Genomic DNA, 22344 nt, shown 5'->3' with positions numbered 1-22344 from the left:
AGCTCTCCAAACAAGGACCCTAAGTATTTTACTTTTCAAATATCCCCATAAAAAGAGGATAATCTCGGCCATTTTTATGAATATTAAAGATGATTTCAAAACCAGAAAGTTTGAGTTCAAGGCCATCAGTCCATGAGATCAAGTCGTCTTTATCAAAGCCAAAATGCTTTACACCCATTTTCGCATTATCAGGATGAAAGCTACCATCTTCTTTAAGAAGATCTATTACAAAAATCTTACCACTTTCATTTAGAACTTTACTAAGCTTGTCCAAAACTTTTTCAGGACGCTCCAAATGGTGGAAGGCCATGGCGGAGAAAATCGCATCGATATGATCCATAAGTCGAGAGAAGTCTTGTGTTTCGAGATTCTTATCACAAGACTCTACTTGATCAAATTTTTCAAATTTCTTATCGAAAGCATCGAGCATTTCCTTTGTAGTATCAACACCTAGTAGATAATTGGCCTTCTCTACAAAATGTTCTGATAATAATCCCGTGCCACATCCAAAATCAATATAGGAACCCTGAACAAGATTGAGATGTTTCTTAATGGCATCGGCGAGGGCCTTATTACGAATGGCCTTTTCATCTGTATCCCAAGTTTTAGCTGCTTCAGTAAAATGGTTCATATAAACTCCTACTTACCCAATATAATAAATACTTTTAGAAATCACACTATTGATCTTAATCATATTTATAAAAAAATATTGGTCATTAGGCCACTTTTCTCCCTTCTCCTTGCATGATTTGACTAAGTCCCGCAATAAGATCTTGGAGTTCATTTGATTGCTCTTTTAAATTATCAGAAAGTGTTGCTGAAGATCTTGCGCCATTAAAATTGTCTTTTGTTACTTTATCTAGCTCAATGATGGCCTCTTTAACTTCAACAAGTCCCTTAGACTGCTGAAAAGTTGCAGTTGAAATTTCTTCAACTGATTCAGTAACCATTGAAATCGAAGATGAAATTTCTTCAAGAATGGCCTTACACTGAAAGCTCGTTTTGCTTCCCTGTTTTACTGAACCTCTTGCTTTATCAACAAGAATTAACATCTCTTGTTCTGTACTCTTAGCAATAGATAAGACTTTCTTTGTACTATTTTCAACCATAGATGTAATTTCATGAGCAGCATTACCACTCATTTGAGCAAGATTTCCCACTTCCTCTGCAACTACCGCAAAGCCTTTACCAGCTTCCCCTGCTCTGGCCGCCTCAACAGAAGCATTGAATGAAAGAAGTTTTGTTTGGAAGACGATGTCATTAATTACATTTGTCTTATCTTTAATTTCAGAGATTAAATTTACAATTTCAATCATCTGCTTATTATTATTTTCAATTTGTTGAACTATTTCATCATTACTTCTATCAATCGCATCCATAGAGACAATCATTTCTTCAACTGCATGCTGACCTCTTTGAGCACTCTGCACAGAATTGCGAGCAAGGTCGGCCGAACTAGTTGAGTTTGAAGCAGTCAAATCAATCATTGAACTTATTTGTTCAACGGCCGCAGAAGTTTGTTGTAGTGATGACACTTGTTGCGATGATGAGCAAGACAAAGATTCAGCTGAAGTCGACACAGATCTAGCACTACGATCAAACTCATTAGCACTATGGTCTAGTTTTCTAATAACTTCTTCAATTGATTGAGAAATTTTACGAGAGAAGAAAACCGCTATTCCTAAACCAAAGATCACGCCAATTCCTAGGACACTTAAAATAAGAGTATCAGTTTGATCTGCGATGATATTAGATTCTTTCTTAGTTTTTTCTAGATTACTCTCATAGAAGGCCAAAAACTTACTCATTACTTCTTGATAGCTCTGTGCTGCAAGCGGACAATCTACTAAAAAGATATTAACGAGCTCGGACTTAGCTTCGGCCCTCTCATCCTTAGCAAGAGCAATCGCTCTTTCACCAATTTTTTTAAAATGAATCCATCTTTTATCAAGCTCATTTAATAATTTTTCTTCCTCACCTTTTAAATTGAGTGCAACTAATTTTTTATGAAGAGCTTCATATGTCCCGATTGCCTTTAGTGTTCCTGCAATTGCTGCATTTTTTTGATCTTCATTTAAAGCTATAAGTCCAAGAGTTCTAACTTCAATACGGATTTTTCTGTAGCTAAGGGCCATAGAATTGATGACTTCAACTCTAGGAATAACATTGTCTACAACAACATCATTGGCCTTATTAACTTTACTAAATCCAGTGTATGAAATGCCTCCGATGATGACGCTCACACTGGATAGAAATACCGATAAGGCCAAAATCTTCACTCTCAAACTAAATCTTCTCATTTTGATTTCTCCTAAAAATCATGGGTTCAAAACGATGATAAGTCAGTTCGGAGCTACCTTAAGTTTTCTTTAGTTTGTTACATTAACCGTCTAATATAAATCGAGGTTTAAATAGGCACTTTTTATTGTCTCTGAGTCAGTTAGACCTATAGCTAGCAAATCAATCTCGTTGAAATCAATGGTTAGCATATTAACCATCTACCTAATGACTGGTAAGTACAAGTAGAAATCTATGAGATCATAAAATTTCTTAATGAGAATTAAGATGAGAAAAATCATGTCAAATATTCGATAAAAAAAATGGGCACGGCTACTATTGGGCCTTGAAATGTCTTAAAACTCGCTCTAAATCTTCAAAACGAACAGGCTTACCTATAAAGTCCTTCATTCCGGCCTCAAAGCACTTAATACGATCTTCATTAAAGACATTAGCTGTCATCGCGACAATGGTGCAACCTTGATAGTCTTTAGAAATAATACGTGAAGCTGTAATCCCATCCATTGTCGGCATTTGCATATCCATTAAGATAAGTGAGTAATGATTCTTTTTACACTCATCTACCGCGGCCTGACCGTTATCGACAATAACACAATCATACCCCATCTTCTCAAGCATTTTTTTGGTGAGCTTTTGATTGATCTTATTGTCCTCGACAACAAGAATTTGATGAGGATACTTTTTAGCCAAATTTTCATCTACTACACTGTGACCTGCTTTGCTTTCATGTCCTTCCATTAAAGTAATCATTAATGAGAAAGTAGTTCCTTCCCCTTTTTTACTTTGAACTTCAATATTTCCCCCCATTAACTTCGCAAGACGCATAGAAATGGAAAGGCCTAGTCCTGTACCGCCATACTTTCTTGTAATAGAGGAATCGGCCTGGGTGAATTCTTTAAAAAGCCTATCGATAACTTCTTGCTCCATCCCAATTCCGTTATCAATAACACTAAATTTTAAAGTGTGCTTTTTCCCTTCATTAAAAAGAGATTCAACATTTATGACAACAACGTCATTCTCATTTGAAAATTTAACTGCATTACTTAAAAGGTTCGTTAGAATTTGTCTTATTCTCACAACATCTGAGATAACAAATTTTGGAACCTTCTCATCGATATTGAGTTGAATCCGAATACCTCTATCGGCAGACAAATTTGTCAACAAACGCTTTACTTCTTCAAGTGTAGTATGAAGATCAAAATTCAATTCTTCAAAAGTCAGTTTATCGGCCTCAATTTTGGAATAGTCTAGAATATCATTGAGAATCGTCATCAAACTATCACCACAGGATTTGATCGTTTCTAACATATCCTCTTGTTCATGGCTCAGCTTTGTACGCGTGAGTAGAGAAATCATCCCAATAATCCCATTCATGGGCGTTCTAATTTCATGGGACATATTGGCCAAGAAAGTCGATTTTGCATTGTCTGCAGTTTTAGCCTTTTCTTGGGCCTCTTTTAATTCGGTTATGTCAAAATGAGTACCTGTGAATCGAATGGGTTTACCGCTTTCATCTCTCTCAGAGAAACGACCGCGATCCAAAATATAAATCCATCGCCCATCAGCATGCTTCATACGATGAATATTTTCGTAACGTCCCGTACGCCCATCCATATAGTCTTTGATACATTTGTAACATTCATCCAAATCGTCTTTGTGTACACGACTCTCCCATGTAGAAAGCTCCATTGGAATTTCTTTGACATCAAGTCCGAGCATTTCTGCCCAACGGCGATCAAAGGTTACGCTATTTGTAGTGAGATCCCAGTCCCATATACCTAGTCCGGCACCATCAAGAGCAAGGTCTAAACGTTCTGCGTATTTTGAAAGCTCTCTTTCATACTCTTTTTGAATAGTAATATCTGAAAATGTTGAAACAACTCGCAAACCATCCTCGGCATTAATTGGAATGGCATTAATAAGAAGCCAGCGCAGCTCCCCCTTTCCAGAAATAATTCCCATGACCTCGCCACATTGTGCCTCACCTGTGGCCAAAACTTTCATAGCAGGGTGATCTTCACCACTGTAAGATTCACCATTCTCTTTTATTGATTTCCATCTTGAATCAAAAGAATCACGCCCTAGTAGCTGACCTTCACTAAGTCCCAAAATTTCGAGCGCCATTTTATTAAATTCAACAATCTTCCCTTCGCTATTTTGTACAACAATACCGTCCATCATATTGTTTAAAATTTGAGAAAATTGATCATTTTTCAAATCAATATCTTTATGAAGTCGATTAAGCTCAAAATAACTTACAACTAGTTTAGAAAGAGATTTCAATGCAAGCTTTTGATTTTCATCTAAAACTTTTTTTTCAGAATCTATGACACATAAAGTTCCAACTCTAAAACCATCTGGTGTAACAAGCGGTGCACCAGCATAGAAACGAACATGGGGTTCTCCAAGCGAGAGTGGATTATCGCAAAAACGTTCATCGAGATTGGAGTCTTCTACGATAAAAATATCGTCGCCCATAATAGCGTGACCACAAAAAGATATTTCTCTAGGAGTTTCATTGGCCCCAAGGCCATGCTTAGACTTGAACCATTGTCTATGATCGTCAACTAAGCTTATAAGTGATATTTTTGCATCACAAATGGCCGATGCCGTTTTGGTAATTTCATCAAAGATTTTTTCTGATGCAGTATCAAGAATATTATATGATTTCAGCTTCGCTAATCGCTGTTTTTCATTTGGTGGAATTGGCGCTTTTTTCATAATAATCCATAGCTAAATAACAGTATTAAAATTATATAGCGAGAAAGCGACATTACAAATAAAACTCATAAAATAAAGATTAACTTTAGCTAGACCTTTGAAAATGAGAATAAAAAAAGGAGGTTAATACCTCCTTCTATAGATCGATTATTTTAGAGTTTTACGAATATTTTCAAAGAATTTTTCAGGCCAAATCATTCCTCCACTCTCACAATCAAGGGGTCCATTTTTAGGTACATATGCACTTTTCATCATAATGCTCTTAAGTTGCATAGGACTTAACATGGGATTGATATTATGTGCCTTTAAAATAATGTTGAACACATAGGGTGCGGCCATTGAAGTCCCATTAAGGGCTATTGTCCCTCCACCAGATTGTGCCGATACAACTCCTTGCCCAGGAGCAAAAATTTGAACTTTTGTTTTCCCATATTTGGAAAATGATGCGCGTTTATAGTTGTCTCTTTCACTATTAATAATTTCAGAGGTATTTAGAGCACCAACTTTAATCATATTAGGATATTTGTAACTTGCAGGAAAATTGTCACTGCCCGGTTCATCGAGATCAAGTCCATCTCGTCCATTGCCCGCTGCAACAATAAAAAGGGTTTCTGGGTTTTGGGCAATCATTTGCTCAAGAAAATAGAATGAATCTCTTGGTGCTGACATCGGCGCACCTGGAAACCCAATGGCAAAGCTCATGTTAACAAATTTGATCTTCTTTTCTTTAATGTAGTTCGCGGCAGCTTGTAAGTGATCTGAAATGGCCACATCACCAGCAAAGCCAACCAATCCAAAATTTTCAAGATCTTTAAGCGCCAATGAAGCGACATGGGTTCCATGGGAAACAGGATATGGTGTATGAATTAGAGAGTGTGTTTCACGAATATTATTATCGTCGCGAAGAAGAGAGAGCCCCTCATCGTCTTGCCTTTGCCATCCCCATGAATCATCTACTCTACCGTTATTATCATTGTCGATGCCATCACCAACAATATCATAGGGAGAATTGTATAATTTATGAGTTAAAGACTCGTGCATGATATCAAAACCAGTATCAATTATGACAATGGGCTCACGAGTTTTATCGTTATAAATGTCAACTCGTCTTTGATATTCTATTTCAGAGAGATTAAATGTCTTTAAATGTTCTACTACATCAAAAGGTGAACTTTCGTTATAGTGACCGATGAGATTTTCATATAGATCAAACAGATTAAATTCTGTGACAAGATTCGCCAGTGGAGCAGCATCATTGTAAATGACTTCGTAATATTTAACAACTTCACCATTCGAATCGAGAACATCAATACGATAAGGCTTCAGTTCATCAATAAGAAAATGTCTAATCGCCTGTAGTTTACCACTGGAAGTTATCACCCATTGCTTAAGCGTTACATAGTCTTCAAGATCACCTAGGCGCTCTTCTCTAGACTCAAGCTTACCGTAGCTTTCCTTTGAAGTCTTATAACTTTCGATTGTGTAATGGTTGTTTTCTAGATAGAAAATTTTTGAGTGATAAGTAAAGTTACCATCGACACTCCAATTTTTCTCTTCAATTGCTCTGCCCAAACTGTCATAGAATTTTCTTTGGGTGGGAACATTGGATTGAATAAAGTATTCAGTTGAACTAATCAGCTCATTATTAACGCATTCATAAACAGTTTTCCATTTTCCTGAAACAACTGTATTCGGTGATGGGCATTGGGCCGCAAATGTTAGCGAAACATTTAAGGAGCTCATAATCAGAGCGATAAAATATCCATATTTTCTAATGTTCATTATAATCCTTTTCATAATGCATTAAGAGGCCCAATCAAGAAGAGCTAATGAAAGGATCTTATCATTTGACAAGACTTTTAAACCCTCTTGAATTTCGTCCTCGGTATATACTTTTGCTAAAACTTTTACGATTAGTGACATATTCGTGACATTGGCATCGATTATGGATTTCAAAATAAACTGAACAATAGGATTTTCAACTCCGTAGTACTCTATCCAATCAGTTGCTCTTTTTAGCTCCTCTTGGGCCGCGACTTCTTCAAAAACATCAGAAGAAAGGTCTTCGATTTCATAGTTTATTTGTCCATTATCATCCTTGAAAACAATGGCCGTTCTATCTTCAGATGCTCCGACCTTTCTCGCAACAGTAACGTCATAAAAGAGTTGCGCTGAATTGCGAACAGATTCAGATAAGTCGAAATCATACAGATTCAAGTCCATACGAAGGGCCCAGTAGGCCATGTGTAATTTAGAAGGATTATAGGAATCCCCTAGGATAGTATGCATGGCCTGCAAAAGAGCTGTGGAATTTTCTTTCACTGTATTTGCAGCAAAATTGGCATCATTAATTTTCTCGTATTCTTCACGAACGAGAACTCCAAGATCACGAACATTGTAAACCATTCTAAAAAATAGATGATGGTCTTCTGGATAGTAGCGGGTAATAAATCTAATACGAGCGTCTTTGCTCATATCTTTTCCAACGACTTCGCGAAAGACTTCTGCCAAAAAGATATGATTATTCAAAATATTTGTTTTTTTCGGATAACCACGAGAATCTAGAATTAATTTAATTCTCTCGAAATCTTTCTCTGTAGCGCGTTTTAAATAAAATTTTTCATAATCTAATGGAAAGGCCTCTTTTATATAATTCCTAAATAGACTAATCGAAATGTCATTTTTATAATACTTAAGAAGAATCTCTCTTGCTTTTGCAATATTCTCAGAAGGTGTTCCCTCTAATGGTCTTAATTTTTTAAGCTCTTTAATAAAGAGATTCTTTTTAGAAATGTCACTTGGGACATCATAAATGTTATTATAAAAATTATAATTGAATTTTTTAATCCAACCACGAAGACGCTCTTTTTCAATGATTTCCTCAAAATACTTAAACGCCATATCCTTGAGTTTATCGTCCCTTTCATTGACAGAGAGACCTTGAAACATACTGACTTTCAATCTTCTCGCAAATTCTTTTTGCTCGGATATGTTATATCTCTTTGCCAAAGTGCCCATCACTTCAGACTTAAATTGATCAAATTGAAAATCAGCTAAATGTCGTTTGGCCCCATAAAGGAAACTATTTGTAGTCACTTCTCTTTTGGTAAATTTTCTCAGTAATTCAGTAGCTTCATTATCAAGATTAAATCTGAAAGAATCCTGAACAAGAGTTTCAGGAGCTGAGTGAAATTTCAAAAGATATTGCATGGCCTCTTGCAGATTCTGTTCATTCCATCTCATAACACCAGAATTAAATCGAGCGATATACAGGGCCTTCTTCACTTCTTCCCAATTTTCTGTCCCTAAGACTTTTCTAGCACCATTTGCTAGAACGGTAGAAGTCATCGGATAACCAAAGTATTGTGAAATAAGATCACTTGCTTCTTTATCTTGATTACGTTTGAGAGTAGACATCGTAACAGACTGAGGGTTTGAATGGTGCTCTAAAAGGTACTCAAAGGCCTTTTTGAGTTTGTCTTTGTTCCATACAAGCTTTGGCCTTGCAACGACTTTAATATCATAAAATTTTTCAATATCTTCCCACTTACTAAGACCTGTTGATCTTTGGGCAGCTTTTAGGAGGGCCTGAGTTTTAATGTCACGACCTAGAAAACTTGAAAGTAGCTCGTTGGCCTTCTCATCACTATTTTTAATCAAGACATCCCTCGTAAGCACTTCACTATTTTCATGATGACTATAGAGGTATGAGAAAGAGGCCTTAATAATATCGTCATCCCAAGTCATACGTTGTCTAGACTTTAAAGATTCAATTTTTTGGACAAGATCAAAACAAGCGCCATCAGTTTTCAAAGAAGCAGCATAGATGACAGAATTATAAAAAAATGCGCCAAGAGCACACAGAAGATAAAAGGATTTCATAAATACAGTTTTAACAAATTCAAGGGCTTGGGTCTTAAACCATGAATTTCTTTCATAGACTAACCAAAAAACAGAATTGGCCATGTAACTGAAAATACGTTTAAAAAATCATGTGAAAGTGTTTAAAAATTAATCACGGCCTGTAAGTTCTATGAGGGTGCTTAATTATTTTCAAAAATCACATAATATTTGTTGAAAACAACAAGGAGAATAATATGAAAGCAATTCTGCTAACACTGGCAACTCTTACGACTCTTTCGTCTTTTGCTGGTTCGGGGGCGATTTCATTCAAATTCAAATTTGAAGGACCGAGAACAGAAGAGAAAGCACAGGCATGCTTTACACATGATATCGATGCTCTTGTAAAAAAACAGGCCATCAAAGAATGTGCGGAAAGGGCCATTCCTGAACAGCATTGTATGATTGTTTCAGAGTCAAAAGCTAAAATTAAAAAAGTAACTAGAACAGATTTTTTAAGAAAAACATCTATAGATAATATGGGGACATGGATTTACTTACCAATTCCAAAAACATATACACTTGGTTATTCTTGTACAAAGACAGTTAAAGTCGAAGAAAATATCTAAGAAATTAAAAAGGAGTACTTATGTACTCCTTTTTTTTTGTTATTTTCTCACGTAAGAACATTCCGTAAACGCTTTCACAACGGGCGCCTTGCCCTCTCTTTCAAGAGTATAAGAACTTAGATTTTTAGCATCACACGTATTTTCAATTTCTATAGTAATTTTCACTGTGCCCTTTTCACCAGGTTCGTCAGAAAAATTATTATCTGCCACAATTTTTGATGGCCCACATTCAGTGCCAGGATAAAACTGGCCTACAACGTTTAAACTTTCAACAAGATCACCTTGTGCATTGAGAAGTTCCACAGACTGAATAAGCCCATACTGTGTTCTTTGCTCATCAAAATATCCAAGTCTTTCAGAAAGAACAAAAAAATCAGTTACGATCGAGCCATTTTCAATTCGGATTTGATCAGGAAGGATATTATTACAACGTACTTTCAATTCATGCGAAAATGCCATCGAAGTTGATAAAAGTGAAAATAAAATAAATAGTCCCTTCATGCCCCTCTCCTATTATGAGCTCGCCTACTCTTACTGCGAAGCACATCGAATGAAAAATATAAAGCTTAATTCATGAAGAGATTGTAAGGCATGGTTGCCACACTACGATGGACGAGATGATCAAAGAAACTGAAATTTCACAAAGTTAATATAGACGTTATCAGTACTTGGTACTTCTATAAAATACTTAATGACTGGAAGAAAATAAAAAACAATCGCCGTATAGACCTGAATATAAGAGATATGCTTGAATTTCCAGTTTATAAAACCAACTAGAGGAATTGTGGTCAAACCATAGTACACCATATTATCTTGGCCTAAAAATCTTTCCATAAAAATAAGATTAGTGAATAAAATTATATAAATAGAAACTTCTATGAATTTAATTATTCTTTTAGAATAAGACATTTTTCACCATTCACTTTATAGAGCGAATCACCCATATCATAATTAAATGAATTTATATCGATAATAGATTCTTCAAAACCAAACTTAACTGCAAGAAGATTTTGTAACTCATCTTTTGATAAATCACATACATTCATAAATATTGTATCACGATACTTGAATGAATTGAATGAAAATGGTTTTACAACTTTAAACCCTCTCGCAACAATATCAGTATTGTATAATTTCACCGTTGTTTCTTCTGAACTGACAAGATTATTAACACTGATTATAAAGCTACTAATTTTTGCTTCAATTTTATTCCTATTATCTCTAAAAATATAATTATCAAATTCAGTGATTTTAGCATTAAATAAAGTCTCGATAAAAAGAAATAAAGACTTAGTATTCTTTAAATTAGAAATATCGTCTTTGATAAAAATTTTTAAAAGCTTAATAAACAATTTACTAGGTATAATATTTGCAACGAACTCATCAAAAACATGATAAATCTTATCAGCTTTAAGTGAAGTCGATAGCAGCGCGTTTACGAAACAAGTTAATGACCATAAAAATTTACTCGAATCCGTTCTATACATGCCTGTTCTGAAATAAATTATGGCCTCGGCTGCACATTTTGAAAGACCAAAAATAGCAGGAATGACTTTCAACCCAACACCCGCTGGTGTAACAAGGGCGATGGGAGCAATCATAACTTCTGCAATTTCTAAATACTGGAGCATTTTTTGTGAATCATTGAACTGATCCACTTCTTTAAGTAAGCTTATTACAATCGCTAGGTCGTGATTTCTTTCCAGATCTTCTTTTGTCAAATCAGGAAATTTCTCTTTTAACTTTTCAATGAAGGCAATTGCACTGGCCCTTGCACTTCCAGTTGTGATTAATTCGAAATCAAGGGGGTTATCACTTTCTAAACTTACTGGATAACCATCCTCACCTAAGAGAAATTCTTGACCAGAAATAGTTACAACCAAAGTCTCAGAGTGCTCGGACTTCACTAATTGAAAAGATGTTGAGCTCATTAAGGCACGGATAAAAATCATGCGATTAATTTCATTATAAAAACTAATGGCAGTATTTGATTGGGACTGGGCCTTTTCACTCAAAATAGTAAACCAACGATTCAAATATGATACCGTCTTTTCAGAAGACAACTGGGTTTTAGAGATAATTTCCTCATCACTAATATCAGACAAATGGAGTGAATACTCTAAAATTTCAGTTTTTTTAGTAAATTCATTTAAGCCGCGGGTACTTCTGATACCATGATCAGCACGTTTTAATTTTAAGCTATCTAAGGAAACATCCAACCCTTGATAGAGGCGTTTTTCCAACTCCAGCAAATCAGAAAAGTCTTTGTTTTCACCCAACTGTAAAGAAGAAAGTTCTTCTTCCAATCGGCCTAGTTCAGCTCTGTAATCACGGATTTTTAAAGCATTTGAATCTTTATTCTGCCTAACACTATTGAGTTCACTAACAGTTTGATCAAATGAGCGCTGTAAATGGGTAACTGAGTTAAATTGCAGCTCTTTGTGCATATACTGCTCGTAGGTAGCAGCAATTTGAGACGATAGAGCTATAAACTGGTCCCCTATTTTAGTGCCTTCTAGAGCTTTTGTATCGATAAGTGGTGAACAACTGCTACCGAAAAAACAGGCAACCTTAGACTTGAGACTATCGACACTACTTAATTGTGAGGCATAATCATAAATGATCTTCCATGAAGAAGTAACGCTATCAATAGGACCATATTTCAACTCTACATTTTGTATAAGCGCCGTAACTTCGGCCGAAACCTCATTGTAATCAAGCTCTCTTTGTCCTTCAAGTGATGAAATTTCGTTAATTGTATTTCTCTCAATAGTCTTGAAGCGATTTTGTTGATCTTTTTGAAACTCTAAAATTTCCTTTTCAACAACAGATTTTTCTTTTGTATATTTATTAGAAACTCTATTCTCATAGCTTTTCGCTTCTTGGTAATATCTCTCATAGCGCTCGTATTCTTTAACGCTAGCTTTCATATTTGATTCTAAACCTGGTAGACGTTTATCAGCAGAGATTTTTAATCCAGTCCACTGACAATCATTTGGATTATGTCCAGGGTGGTTTTCGTTTGCTTCATATTGTTTACGCTTATTGTATAGGTCATTATAGGCATTTTCGGCACGATTTCTTTTATGTCCAACTTCATTAAGATTATTTTTAGCATCATTTAAACGAGATACAGCGTCATCATACTCATAACGAATAAAATCCAGAGATTTTCTTCTTTGAGCTTCGTATGACTTAATGGTAATAGTGATTTCTTCTTTAAAATTTGTCAGAAAGTCTCTTTTATCCTTTATTTCCATGGAAAATTTATCTTTACCACCTTTAAAAAGGTTAATTATCGATTCGAGTTCTGATTTTTTGGAAGAAAGCTCCGTGAAATCTTCATTGATATAATTAACGTAGTTTTTTAACTCGTTTACTTTTTGAATCAATTCGTTCGTCAATTGACTATATTGCTCATGAGATCTTCTAAAGTCCCCATCACGAGTTGATAAGCGACCGCTCTCTAATAAAGCTAAAAGTTCTCTTTCACGTGATGCGAGGTTATGAGAATTGTTTTCTAATTGCTTGATAGCATTTTTTCTACTTTTAATATCAAGTTTTAATGAATCAGAATTACTGTCATCATGAGAAAGATACTTTTGAATATACTGGTTCTCTAAATCTTTTAAATGTTCCGAAACAAGGGAATTTACAAGATCATCAAAGACTCGATCACCGAGATAAGAGTCTTCCAAAATTTCTTTGTGAGAAAAAGCACCATCAACCTTGTATTCATTAAGCTGATTTAAATCTTTTTTAGCTTCTGGTATTTTATTTAAATCCTTCGAATCAATGCGTGAGCTATCAAGCTTAACACCGACAATAGATAATGCATTTTGTCCTAGATCATTTCTTGAATTAAAGTCATATTTTAAAGACTGAATCAATTGAATATTATTTTTGATAACAGTAGGTGATACTTTTGCTATATACATAACAAGATCATCACCTTTTTGATTTTTAACATTTAGATTATTTGAATTGGCCTTTAAAATAGTCAATATCTCTTCAGGACTAGATTGATCCACTTCAATCATTGCGGGAGACTTACCTTCAGTATTATATTGTATGGTACTAACACCCTTTTGTTTTAGGATATCTAATACTCGTTTATCTGAATCATGCGTAAGGGCCAAATGAAGATAATTATTGTTATTAATATCACTAATTGCTAGATCTCGCTGCCTATTAATAAGATCAACAGTAATATCACTTGGTGCCTTGTGAACCAGTGCCAATTGAATAATATCTCTTTTGTTCTCATCTTGAAGATTAAATTTATATTTTGAGATCTCTCTAAAATGTTCAAAAAGCTCACTTTTGATTAGTTCTTGAGCAACACCATCTGCAAGAACATCAACACCGTACTTTGCAAGAACTTTTAAACTCCATTTTTTAATGGCACCAGAAACTATCAAGTATTCGACGACACCCTTGCCATCAATACTAAAATGCAAGGTTTTATAAAGACCAAGGTATTTTTCAATTTCTGAAACCTCACCAGAATCAAGGGCTTTTTGAAGGGCCAAATTTTGTTCTTTCGATGGCCCTTTTTGAGATAGCGCCTTATTCTTAATGAGTTTTTGAATGGATTGAGATTTATTTTTGGCCATGTAATAATCAAGGCCACGTCCCCTTCTATCTTTAGCAAAAAAATCAATGCCACTTTCCAATAGAAATGACATAAATGTACTTTGTTCCACATTCATTGCGGCAAACAATAAAGGAGATCGCCCTAGGTAATCACGCGCATTCACACCTAGATTTCTCGTGATAAGATATTTTGCAATCCCATACTCTTTTTTCTGAATTGCATACATGAGTGCCGATCTTCCGGCCTCATCAAGAGAGGCACCATCAAGTTCTTTAGTATCAAGTTTCTCAATACTTGAAAGATTGCCTGCATCAATAAGTTTTTTAGTATCTAAAGATAATGAGTGGGCCCTAAAGCTTAACAAAGTCATCACGAGGATAATTAGTTTAGAGATCATTTAAGAATCTCCCCGATGACTGGTTTTAAAACCGAGCTTGATTGTACGACGGCCTTAATTTTCAACATTTCATCAACTTTAATGAACTGAGATTCAAGAGTTGATATATGCTTGTAGTAAGTTTTAAAAATCTTGGCATTATTCTCTAATTCTTGTGCAGATTGAATTTCTGCATTGTCGAATAATCTATTAAATAAATTCATTATGGAAGTTGAACCCGTGCCTTTTAGCGTAGCACCATTAAAAAAGAGGAGTTCTAAAATATTACTATCTTTAACTAATAAAGCGTAATCAATCGGAGATTTTCTTAAAACATCTTTTTTATTAACATCTGCACCAGCGCTTAATAGTTCTAGAACTTTATTATAATCCTTTTTCTTAACGGCCATCGTCAGGTGCGTTTTACCATTATAAAAATCGTTAATTCCGCCTTTCGAAATATCATCAGTTCTATCAGAAATAATAGAAAGTGGAGAACAAAAATCATTATTCTTAGTCGCTGCCATTTCATAAGCATTGAAGATATTATTTCCACTTATATGGAGTTGAGTATCTTTGAATTTTAAAACACGTCCTTGACCATCGATTGGGAAATGGCCACCAGAAAAGATTAATGATGGAACTTCTGAATCGCTTACACTATTTGAGTTGACGATTCTAAAATTGTCTTGAAATTCTATTTTATATGAATGGATAAACTTTAGGCCACTTGTGAAAGTATTGAAAAAAGAATACCTTTGTGCTCCCTCATAAATCCATTTATCAGTATTTACTTGAGTATGGTATTTGAGAAATGACGGGGTACTTGATATCACAATCAAATCAATTGTCTCATAGCCTCTTTTTGAATTAAGATAAAATTTAAGTGAATTAGCGACATTTTCTTTTTCGTTTTTTAATTGTCTCACAACTTCATCAAAGTTTGAAATACCTTCATTCTCAGTTGGCAGATGAATTTTAGCAATTTGTGTTTGCAAAACAGATATTTGTGCGACTTTAGATCCATTTTCAGATGAAGATTGCTGAAACTTATAAAGCTTTACCCCTTCAATATCATAAGTTGCGATCACGAAGATATTTTTATCTATGGAGATTGCGCCCACAACAATCTCAGATTTGAAATCTACATCAACTAGAATTGATTTATCATTAAACTTATTCAGAAGAATAATTTTATTGTCTTCATAAACGAGAATTTTGTCGTCATAGTTAAGATTAAAAATCTTGGTCTTCGCTGAAACGGAGATATCAATTTTTGAAATATTTAAAAGTTCATTATTAATGGGATCATAAATAGCTTTTTTCAGCTCAACCGCTTTGCCACATTGATCTCCCTTATCGAGGATATAGATATTATTAAAGCGTGCATCACTATTTTCACACTCTGATAGGAATTGAATGTCACTTAAGCTAACTTCCAGTTCAGGATAAAGATCAGCAATATCGAGCAAATCTTGTGAAACAACAGAGCGAATACTCTTATTTTCATTTTGCTTAAACATCAAATTACGAAATGATAAATCCTCAGTATAAATACTTGATCCGAATTCAGTGTAATTGACGTTTTGGGCGATAATTTTACGACAAAAAAGGTTGCTGCCACTAAGATTCGAGGCGTCTAGAGAAGATTCATATTTTAACTCTCCACTTTGGATAAGCGAGAGGTCTAATTCTTTAGCTTGTACGTTGAAGAAAATCATCATTGAAAAAATAAGAGAGAATTTCATTCGCTTCTCTCCTTGTTGATGACTTCAACCTTACCTACATTTCCTAATTGTAAATATTTCGTTTTATCAATTTTATCCCAACCATGTCTGCCTTCATGCCCAGCATGACCACCACTTCTTCTTCCTACTTTTTGCCACAATACTTTACAAACAACTTCGTCACCGCCATTACCACCCGGACCACCGGCCTCAGGGAAGCCATTGGCACCTGGAATTTGAACAAAGTGAAGTCCAAAAGGAGCACTTCCCGTTTCTAGAATAGGGTTTATAGCTTTCCATTTAAATGTAATATTACCAACACTGCCACCAGCACCACCAATAGCACCAGCGCCACCATTTCCGCCATCGCCACCTGCGTTGCGATCACATTTTGCATCACTACCGGCCTGGCCTCTTCCTCCTCTTCCTCCATGGCCGCCACTTTGGGCCACAAGAAAGACCGTTAACTTATCAAGTCTTGAGATATTGGCATCAATTACGAGATGGTTAATAGAATTGCGTCCACTTCTTCCATTTTCGCCATCGCGTCCATCACGACCACGATCACCGCCACCATATTCAGGTTTATCATCTTGAGAATAATCAACTCCATTTTTACCATTTGCAGCGCGTGCAACGTGTTTTTGCCAATAATAAGTTCCAGGGTTCCCAACATTTTGTAAAACACCTGTGTTCTCATCAAATGTTTGACCAAGATAGGCCTCACCTTTTACGATTAAATTATCTATGACTAGTTTTACACTTTTATTTGAAAATCGCTCAGGTACGAGAAAGTATGATTTATCGTTTAAAATGAGATATTCGAGATGGGCCTTATAAACTTGTTCTTTTTTATCGAGTTCGAAATTGCGAAATGAGAGGATTTGACCAGCAGAAAGCTCAAGGCCATCTGCTAGAATGGCCTGAGAAAATACGAAGAATATTATTGCAAATAGTTTTTCCATATTAAATTTATTCTTTGATTTACCGACTCCAGTTGATCAAGAGCTACTTGAATTTCTACTGGCGCGTCTCTTAAGTCCCTACCGTAATCAATTAAATAGTTTCTTAGTGTCGTCACTTCTTCAACAGACTCATAACCCAGCTTTTGTTGAACAGTGACATCATCACCTTTTAAATGGGGCAAAAACAATCCTAGTAAAGAGCCCATCGCAATCATATTATCTCTTTGCACCATGAATAATCTTGAATTCACGGCAATATCTTGACTAAGGTTAACTACTGCTTGGAAGATTTTTCCTTTATCTAAAGCATTATTTCCAAGATCAACGAGTATTTCTTCTTCAATTTTATCAATCTGACCTAAGTATTTATTCCTTAATTGCTTGGCCTCATCTTCTAAATTTTCGATTCTGACAAACAAACCTTCAAGTTGTTCAGCATAAATATCTAGGGCCCCTCTTACATATTCATTTGATGAATTCAAGCAGCCATAATCAATAATTGGGGCCACAGGAAATTCATTTTTTATATATCGCTCAATTTCCACGAGACTGTTTTCACAGTAATTTGCTGATGCTCCAAATGAAGCAATTAACATGCCAACAAAGATAAGATATTTCATTAAGGTTCTCCCTTTAGATAATTAAAAATTAATGGCCTTAAAGTTCAGTAAGCTGTCAAAAACATAGATCTTTCCTGTCAATTGATCAGACTTTAGACAGTTTTGAACCATGCTTTTATTCACTGGAAGTGTGTACTTGATTCCATCTTCTACGCGCTTGGAAGTAATGCTTGAGCTGTAGCGGAAACCATTACACTTATGTCCTAGAGCACTTATAGGATTCGAAGTTACAAAGGCACCATTATCGTCTACATTTCTAATAACAAATTCGAAAATATTGTATTCTGAATCCAACTCTTTGTAGCTAACTTCAACTTTAAAATTATCTTCTTCAGCACTAGTCATATCAATGCTCTCGATAATTTCAAAAGAGCGCTCTCTAAGAGATGTGCGCTCATTTTCACGAACCATTTTTAATTCATGATTGAACCAAAATTCATAAGTTCCCATTTTTTTGGGACCGATATCGAGAATATTTGCCGTTAGATTTTGAATAGGTGCTTCTGATACGTCTTGGGCATAGTTTTGATACTGGGCCCTATCTTCTTTAGAAACTGTGATTGTATCAAAAAGAATATTCTTTTTATTGCCACCTTTTCTGTCATAGATATTATGAGGAAGGATGCGCTCTACATCTTTAAGACTTAAAATTTCAACGCTAAGAGATCTTTCACCATTACTAATATTTAGCTTTGGATTAGTCCCTGAAGTATCAATAGTGACACCTTTGATCGTAGAACCTTCTATCAAAGTGATTTCAGCAACACGCTCACCACTTGCCCTATCTCTTAATATATTGCCAACCGCTGTTTCAAAGTAGAGTGTTTCAGGATCGTAGAAGAAGTCGAGTCCGCCAGCACTAATTTTCTTAACTCTCTCTAAGGAAACTTCTGTCATAGAAGCTGTTGCGACGAGATTTGTAATATTATCATTGCTAACGCTGCTCTTTCGGCCAGATTCATTACAGGCCACAAGTGCAGTTGATAAAATCAATAATGGAATCAAATTCTTAATCATAGAAATACTCCTTAATAACTAGAAACTATAGTCGTTCAGGAATATTTGTATATTGAAAGGGTACTATTTATAAGGCCGTAAAAGAATTAGACACGAAGATCTTCTTTTATAAAAAGACCTTCGTGGAAAAAGCTATCTAGTTATAACTGTTGAAGTTTTGCAAATTCGGCAAGACCACTAATAACAGATTGGAAGACTTCTCCTCCAGATATTTTATTGGCGCCAAATACATTTCTAAGCATTTCTTGAATATAAGGTGACTGACCCGTCCCCCCTGTAATGTAGACTCTTTGAATATCTTTTGGTTCAAGATCGTTTTGAGTGAATGATTCCAACATTGAATCCTTAATTTTTGCCACCACCTCAGAAATAGATTCTTTGTAATCCCCTTCTGAAATATCTTCGTGGATTTTGATTCCTGGGTGTAAAAATTGGAAATGACCTACAGGCGTTGAACTGAGATCAATTTTGGTTTTTTCAATTTCTCTATAGATTGGGTAGGCCAATTGCTCCTCTACTAAAATAAAGAGTTGTGACAATTGTCTCTTATACTCTTCATTTACGCTGTATGTTTGAATTTCTTTTAAAAAGTCCCAAGTTTCTCTTTCACGTAAAACTGAAATATGAGCGGGTGAACAAAGAATGTTCATAAGTTTTTTAGGAAATTTTAAAAGACCATCATTAAAGGGAATACGATATTCAATGCGAGAGCCAAAGTGTGGAGAAATAAACTCCTTCATCATACGACCATCGAGGGCATCTCCAGCTAAAAAAACACCACTCATCCCCATAACGTCATCTGTAGAATAATTTCTATTGTGAACTTTCAGGATGGTAAAATCAGACGTCCCCCCACCAAAGTCCGCAATCATTACAAGTTCCTCAGTTTCACTTTTAGCAATACTTAAACCGGCGGCAAGAGGCTCTGGGCAAAAGAGAATTTCATCAAAGCCTGCAAGTTTGGCCGCGGCCATCATTCTTTGTTCTGCCAGTTTATCTTTTTCATCATCTAATGAATAACGAGCAGGACGCCCAAGAACGACATTTTTAATATCTTTACCAGTCGCTTTGTCGGCCTGTTTTTTCATATGTTTCAAAAATGTAGAAACAAGTTTTTCGATGGGCATCATCTGTCCGTGAACTTCAGTCCCTTTAAAATTTGATTCGGCCAGAAATTTTTTAATAGATCTAAAAAAGCGTCCTTCTCCGTCATTTTCCTCACGCATTTCAATAGCATGTTTACCAAAATACCATTCACGTAATGTTGGTGTAAAAATGAGGGACTTAAGCATAACGTCTCCGTCATGGTCCATGGGGATTAGTTTAGAAACTCCAGACGCATCAATATGTGCAAGTAAGGAGTTCGAAGTACCAAAGTCGATGGCATAAAATTCTTTCACGGTCGCGCTCCTTACTTTAAGAAAAGAGACCATTATAACAAACTGGACCTTATTAGTAAATCGCGAAGAGATGGTCTTATCGCAAGATTTAAGCTATAATTTGAAAATGTTTATAGATATCATTATCCCCACATACAACCGCTCTAGAACAATTATTAGGGCCATCGAATCTGTTCTTGGCCAGACGTATAAAGACTATAATTTGATTATTGTTGATGATGGTTCCACTGATGACACGAAAGATATCGTTAAACCTTATTTAGAAAAAAAGAATATTCATTACCTCTTCCAAAAAAACAAAGGTGTAAGCGCAGCACGAAATTACGGCATTGAGCATTCATCGAGCGAATGGATCGCATTTTTAGATTCAGACGATGAGTGGCTCTCTCATAAATTAGAAAAACAAAATCAATTTCACTTATTAAATCCCAAGATCAACTTTATTCATAGTAACGAGAACTGGATTAGAAATGGTATGAGAGTGAACGCTCCAAAAAAATTCGATAAAAGCAATGATCGAATTTTAGAGAGATCGCTTGCCACTTGCCTTATATCGCCTTCTACCGTTTTAATGAAAAGAGAATTGGGAAGTCAATTTAACTTTTTCAACGAAGAAATGACGATCTGTGAAGACTATGATCTGTGGCTAAAAATTCTACTCAAAGAAGAAGTCGGCTTTATTTCAGACTACCTCATTAATAAGTATGGTGGTCATGAAGATCAACTTTCAACAATGTATGATGCCATGGACTACTGGCGTGTTAAGTCTCTGATAAATATTTTAAATGAAAAACACACAGATGATGAAGTTAAAAGAAAGCTCATTGAAGATGAAATTGAAAAGAAATCCTCTATCTTGCTTAAAGGGCTTCAAAAACATAATCAAATACAAAGATATAATGAACTTCTGAGCCTTTTAAATGGGCCGAAATAAAGGAATATTTCCCAATCTATAAAGATGTTCATAAATGTTCATTGGAATAAAACTGATTATTCCTTATTGTCTCCAAAAAAAAGGAGAACAAAATGAAAACACTATTGATCACAGTTCTAACACTTGCCTCTCTATCAAGTTTTGCCAATGACAGAGTTGTCAAAAGCGTTGGAGGTTGTACAGATTATCTCTTTGCTTCTGAATACGAACACAAAAGATCGGCCGTAGAAGATTATAGGGCCAATGCTGATAGAAAATGTGCCAATGCAGGCTACTCGAGCTGGACGACGATCTACTCTAAATGGACGCCAGGTATAAACATAAGATTTATGTGTGTACGTGGAAAAGTTCGCTGCCACGATTAAGATAATGATTGGGACCCAAGAATTTGGGCCCCATTCTTCATTTGACGACATCACTTCTCATAATGATAATCTAAGTATTAAAAAAAAGGATCGTTTATGAGTGATATATTAGAACAAATTGATAATGGTATTTTAACTTTAACATTCAATCGTCCCGCAAAGAAAAATTCCATTACATCAGATATGTATGCCACTCTTGCCAAAGCTTTGCGCCAAGGGGCCACGGATCCAAAAATAAAAGTGGCCATCATCCAAGGTCAAGAAGAGGTCTTCACTGCAGGAAATGATCTTGCTGATTTTCTAAAAAATGCAGCGGATTCAACTTCTGCGCCCGCCTGGGATTTTATGTTGGCGTTAATTGAATTTCCAAAACCTCTTATTGCAGCTGTTTCAGGAGTTGCAATTGGAATTGGTACAACACTGCTATTTCATTGTGATCTAGTTTATGCCAGTGACACAGCAAAATTTATGCTTCCATTCGTAAATTTAGGACTATGTCCAGAAGCGGCCTCAAGCTTTTTACTACCTCGACTTATAAGTCACCAACAAGCGGCCAAACTTCTTATGTTCGGCGATATGTTCTGTGCACAAGAGGCCATGAGTCTTGGAATAATTAATGAGATTGTAAAATCAGAAGATGTAAATGCCCACGCCTTGGCCCAGGCCAATCGCCTTCTGGAAAAGCCACTTGTTTCTTTGATGGAAACAAAAAGACTTATAAAATCGCCACTTATTGGCGAGATGAAAAAGGCCATAGATGAAGAGTGTGAAGCATTCGCCTCTTTGCTCAAGGGAGAGGCGCTTAAAGAGGCCGTGGCGGCCTTTGGTGAGAAAAGAAAACCAAGGTTTTCTTAA

17 protein-coding genes and 1 pseudogene are annotated in these 22344 nt (G+C 35.6%); 4 read left to right on the top strand and 14 right to left on the bottom strand.

Annotated features, from left to right (window positions below; translation table 11 throughout):
- Positions 1-28: 28 nt before the first annotated feature.
- The 6 genes and pseudogenes from M899_RS17965 to M899_RS14150 form a co-directional block, all read right to left on the bottom strand.
- Positions 29-631, bottom strand: a complete 603-nt coding sequence (locus M899_RS17965) for a class I SAM-dependent DNA methyltransferase (RefSeq protein ID WP_021272156.1) — start codon at positions 629-631, stop codon at positions 29-31.
- A gap of 85 nt (positions 632-716) precedes the next feature.
- The gene (locus M899_RS14165; RefSeq protein WP_369795342.1) at positions 717-1856 is read right to left on the bottom strand and encodes a methyl-accepting chemotaxis protein; all 1140 of its coding nucleotides are present in this window, start codon (positions 1854-1856) and stop codon (positions 717-719) included.
- Positions 1857-1877: 21 nt separating this feature from the next.
- A pseudogene (locus M899_RS18805) lies at positions 1878-2300 on the bottom strand (MCP four helix bundle domain-containing protein); the annotation flags it as partial.
- Between the two features lie 313 nt (positions 2301-2613).
- Positions 2614-5019 carry an ATP-binding protein gene (locus M899_RS14160; protein WP_021272144.1) on the bottom strand — a complete coding sequence of 802 codons (2406 nt, stop codon included), beginning with the start codon at positions 5017-5019 and terminating at the stop codon, positions 2614-2616.
- Positions 5020-5166: 147 nt separating this feature from the next.
- Entirely contained in the window at positions 5167-6801 is a 1635-nt protein-coding gene (locus M899_RS17960; RefSeq protein WP_021272135.1) for a S8 family serine peptidase, read from the bottom strand.
- A gap of 21 nt (positions 6802-6822) precedes the next feature.
- Positions 6823-8901: a hypothetical protein gene (locus M899_RS14150; RefSeq protein WP_155897225.1), complete on the bottom strand. Its 2079-nt coding sequence runs from the start codon at positions 8899-8901 to the stop codon at positions 6823-6825.
- Positions 8902-9116: 215 nt separating this feature from the next.
- Here M899_RS14150 and M899_RS14145 point away from each other — a divergent pair, with 215 nt between their 5' ends.
- Positions 9117-9488 (top strand): hypothetical protein, encoded by a 372-nt coding sequence (locus tag M899_RS14145; protein WP_021272182.1) that lies wholly within the window; start codon positions 9117-9119, stop codon positions 9486-9488.
- A 39-nt stretch (positions 9489-9527) separates the two neighbouring features.
- Here the strand turns inward: M899_RS14145 and M899_RS14140 are convergent, their stop codons facing one another.
- The 8 genes from M899_RS14140 to M899_RS14105 all read right to left on the bottom strand — a co-directional run bounded on the left by M899_RS14140 (position 9528) and on the right by M899_RS14105 (position 20190).
- On the bottom strand, positions 9528-9989 hold the full coding sequence (locus M899_RS14140) for a hypothetical protein (RefSeq protein ID WP_021272151.1): 462 nt from the start codon (positions 9987-9989) through the stop codon (positions 9528-9530).
- A 120-nt stretch (positions 9990-10109) separates the two neighbouring features.
- Positions 10110-10322: a hypothetical protein gene (locus M899_RS14135; protein ID WP_155897224.1), complete on the bottom strand. Its 213-nt coding sequence runs from the start codon at positions 10320-10322 to the stop codon at positions 10110-10112.
- A gap of 53 nt (positions 10323-10375) precedes the next feature.
- Positions 10376-14482 (bottom strand): ankyrin repeat domain-containing protein, encoded by a 4107-nt coding sequence (locus M899_RS14130; protein ID WP_021272227.1) that lies wholly within the window; start codon positions 14480-14482, stop codon positions 10376-10378.
- Positions 14479-16209, bottom strand: coding sequence for an ankyrin repeat domain-containing protein (locus M899_RS14125; protein ID WP_021272179.1), 1731 nt, complete (start codon positions 16207-16209; stop codon positions 14479-14481). Before M899_RS14125 ends, M899_RS14130 begins: the two co-directional genes overlap by 4 nt.
- On the bottom strand, positions 16206-17153 hold the full coding sequence (locus M899_RS14120; RefSeq protein WP_021272214.1) for a hypothetical protein: 948 nt from the start codon (positions 17151-17153) through the stop codon (positions 16206-16208). Before M899_RS14120 ends, M899_RS14125 begins: the two co-directional genes overlap by 4 nt.
- A complete protein-coding gene (locus tag M899_RS14115; RefSeq protein ID WP_021272121.1) occupies positions 17132-17773 on the bottom strand; it encodes a hypothetical protein in 642 nt (213 codons plus the stop codon). The genes M899_RS14120 and M899_RS14115 overlap by 22 nt, the downstream gene beginning before the upstream one ends.
- 21 nt (positions 17774-17794) lie before the next feature.
- The gene (locus M899_RS14110; RefSeq protein WP_021272196.1) at positions 17795-18790 is read right to left on the bottom strand and encodes a hypothetical protein; all 996 of its coding nucleotides are present in this window, start codon (positions 18788-18790) and stop codon (positions 17795-17797) included.
- A gap of 140 nt (positions 18791-18930) precedes the next feature.
- Positions 18931-20190 (bottom strand): Hsp70 family protein, encoded by a 1260-nt coding sequence (locus M899_RS14105; RefSeq protein ID WP_021272206.1) that lies wholly within the window; start codon positions 20188-20190, stop codon positions 18931-18933.
- 106 nt (positions 20191-20296) lie between these two features.
- Between M899_RS14105 and M899_RS14100 the strand changes: the two genes are divergently transcribed.
- The 3 genes from M899_RS14100 (at position 20297) to M899_RS14090 (ending at position 22344) form a co-directional block, all read left to right on the top strand.
- The gene (locus tag M899_RS14100; RefSeq protein ID WP_021272198.1) at positions 20297-21124 is read left to right on the top strand and encodes a glycosyltransferase family 2 protein; all 828 of its coding nucleotides are present in this window, start codon (positions 20297-20299) and stop codon (positions 21122-21124) included.
- Positions 21125-21216: 92 nt separating this feature from the next.
- Positions 21217-21489: a hypothetical protein gene (locus M899_RS14095; RefSeq protein ID WP_021272183.1), complete on the top strand. Its 273-nt coding sequence runs from the start codon at positions 21217-21219 to the stop codon at positions 21487-21489.
- Between the two features lie 96 nt (positions 21490-21585).
- Positions 21586-22344, top strand: a complete 759-nt coding sequence (locus M899_RS14090) for an enoyl-CoA hydratase (protein WP_021272107.1) — start codon at positions 21586-21588, stop codon at positions 22342-22344.

The organism is Bacteriovorax sp. BSW11_IV (genome assembly GCF_000447755.1).
In the GTDB taxonomy this organism is placed as follows: domain Bacteria; phylum Bdellovibrionota; class Bacteriovoracia; order Bacteriovoracales; family Bacteriovoracaceae; genus BSW11-IV.
This window is presented reverse-complemented; position numbering and strand designations above follow the sequence as displayed.

Bases quoted from the DNA above. Each gene is read 5' to 3' on its own strand.
- M899_RS14150 (WP_155897225.1), bottom strand. From the start codon at position 8,901: ATGAAATCCTTTTATCTTCTGTGTGCTCTTGGCGCATTTTTTTATAAT.
- M899_RS14090 (WP_021272107.1), top strand. From the start codon at position 21,586: ATGAGTGATATATTAGAACAAATTGATAATGGTATTTTAACTTTAACA.
- M899_RS14130 (WP_021272227.1), bottom strand. From the start codon at position 14,482: ATGATCTCTAAACTAATTATCCTCGTGATGACTTTGTTAAGCTTTAGG.
- M899_RS14115 (WP_021272121.1), bottom strand. From the start codon at position 17,773: ATGAAATATCTTATCTTTGTTGGCATGTTAATTGCTTCATTTGGAGCA.
- M899_RS14110 (WP_021272196.1), bottom strand. From the start codon at position 18,790: ATGATTAAGAATTTGATTCCATTATTGATTTTATCAACTGCACTTGTG.
- M899_RS14100 (WP_021272198.1), top strand. From the start codon at position 20,297: ATGTTTATAGATATCATTATCCCCACATACAACCGCTCTAGAACAATT.
- M899_RS14125 (WP_021272179.1), bottom strand. From the start codon at position 16,209: ATGAAATTCTCTCTTATTTTTTCAATGATGATTTTCTTCAACGTACAA.
- M899_RS17965 (WP_021272156.1), bottom strand. From the start codon at position 631: ATGAACCATTTTACTGAAGCAGCTAAAACTTGGGATACAGATGAAAAG.
- M899_RS14145 (WP_021272182.1), top strand. From the start codon at position 9,117: ATGAAAGCAATTCTGCTAACACTGGCAACTCTTACGACTCTTTCGTCT.
- M899_RS14120 (WP_021272214.1), bottom strand. From the start codon at position 17,153: ATGGAAAAACTATTTGCAATAATATTCTTCGTATTTTCTCAGGCCATT.
- M899_RS14095 (WP_021272183.1), top strand. From the start codon at position 21,217: ATGAAAACACTATTGATCACAGTTCTAACACTTGCCTCTCTATCAAGT.
- M899_RS14140 (WP_021272151.1), bottom strand. From the start codon at position 9,989: ATGAAGGGACTATTTATTTTATTTTCACTTTTATCAACTTCGATGGCA.
- M899_RS17960 (WP_021272135.1), bottom strand. From the start codon at position 6,801: ATGAACATTAGAAAATATGGATATTTTATCGCTCTGATTATGAGCTCC.
- M899_RS14135 (WP_155897224.1), bottom strand. From the start codon at position 10,322: ATGGAAAGATTTTTAGGCCAAGATAATATGGTGTACTATGGTTTGACC.
- M899_RS14160 (WP_021272144.1), bottom strand. From the start codon at position 5,019: ATGAAAAAAGCGCCAATTCCACCAAATGAAAAACAGCGATTAGCGAAG.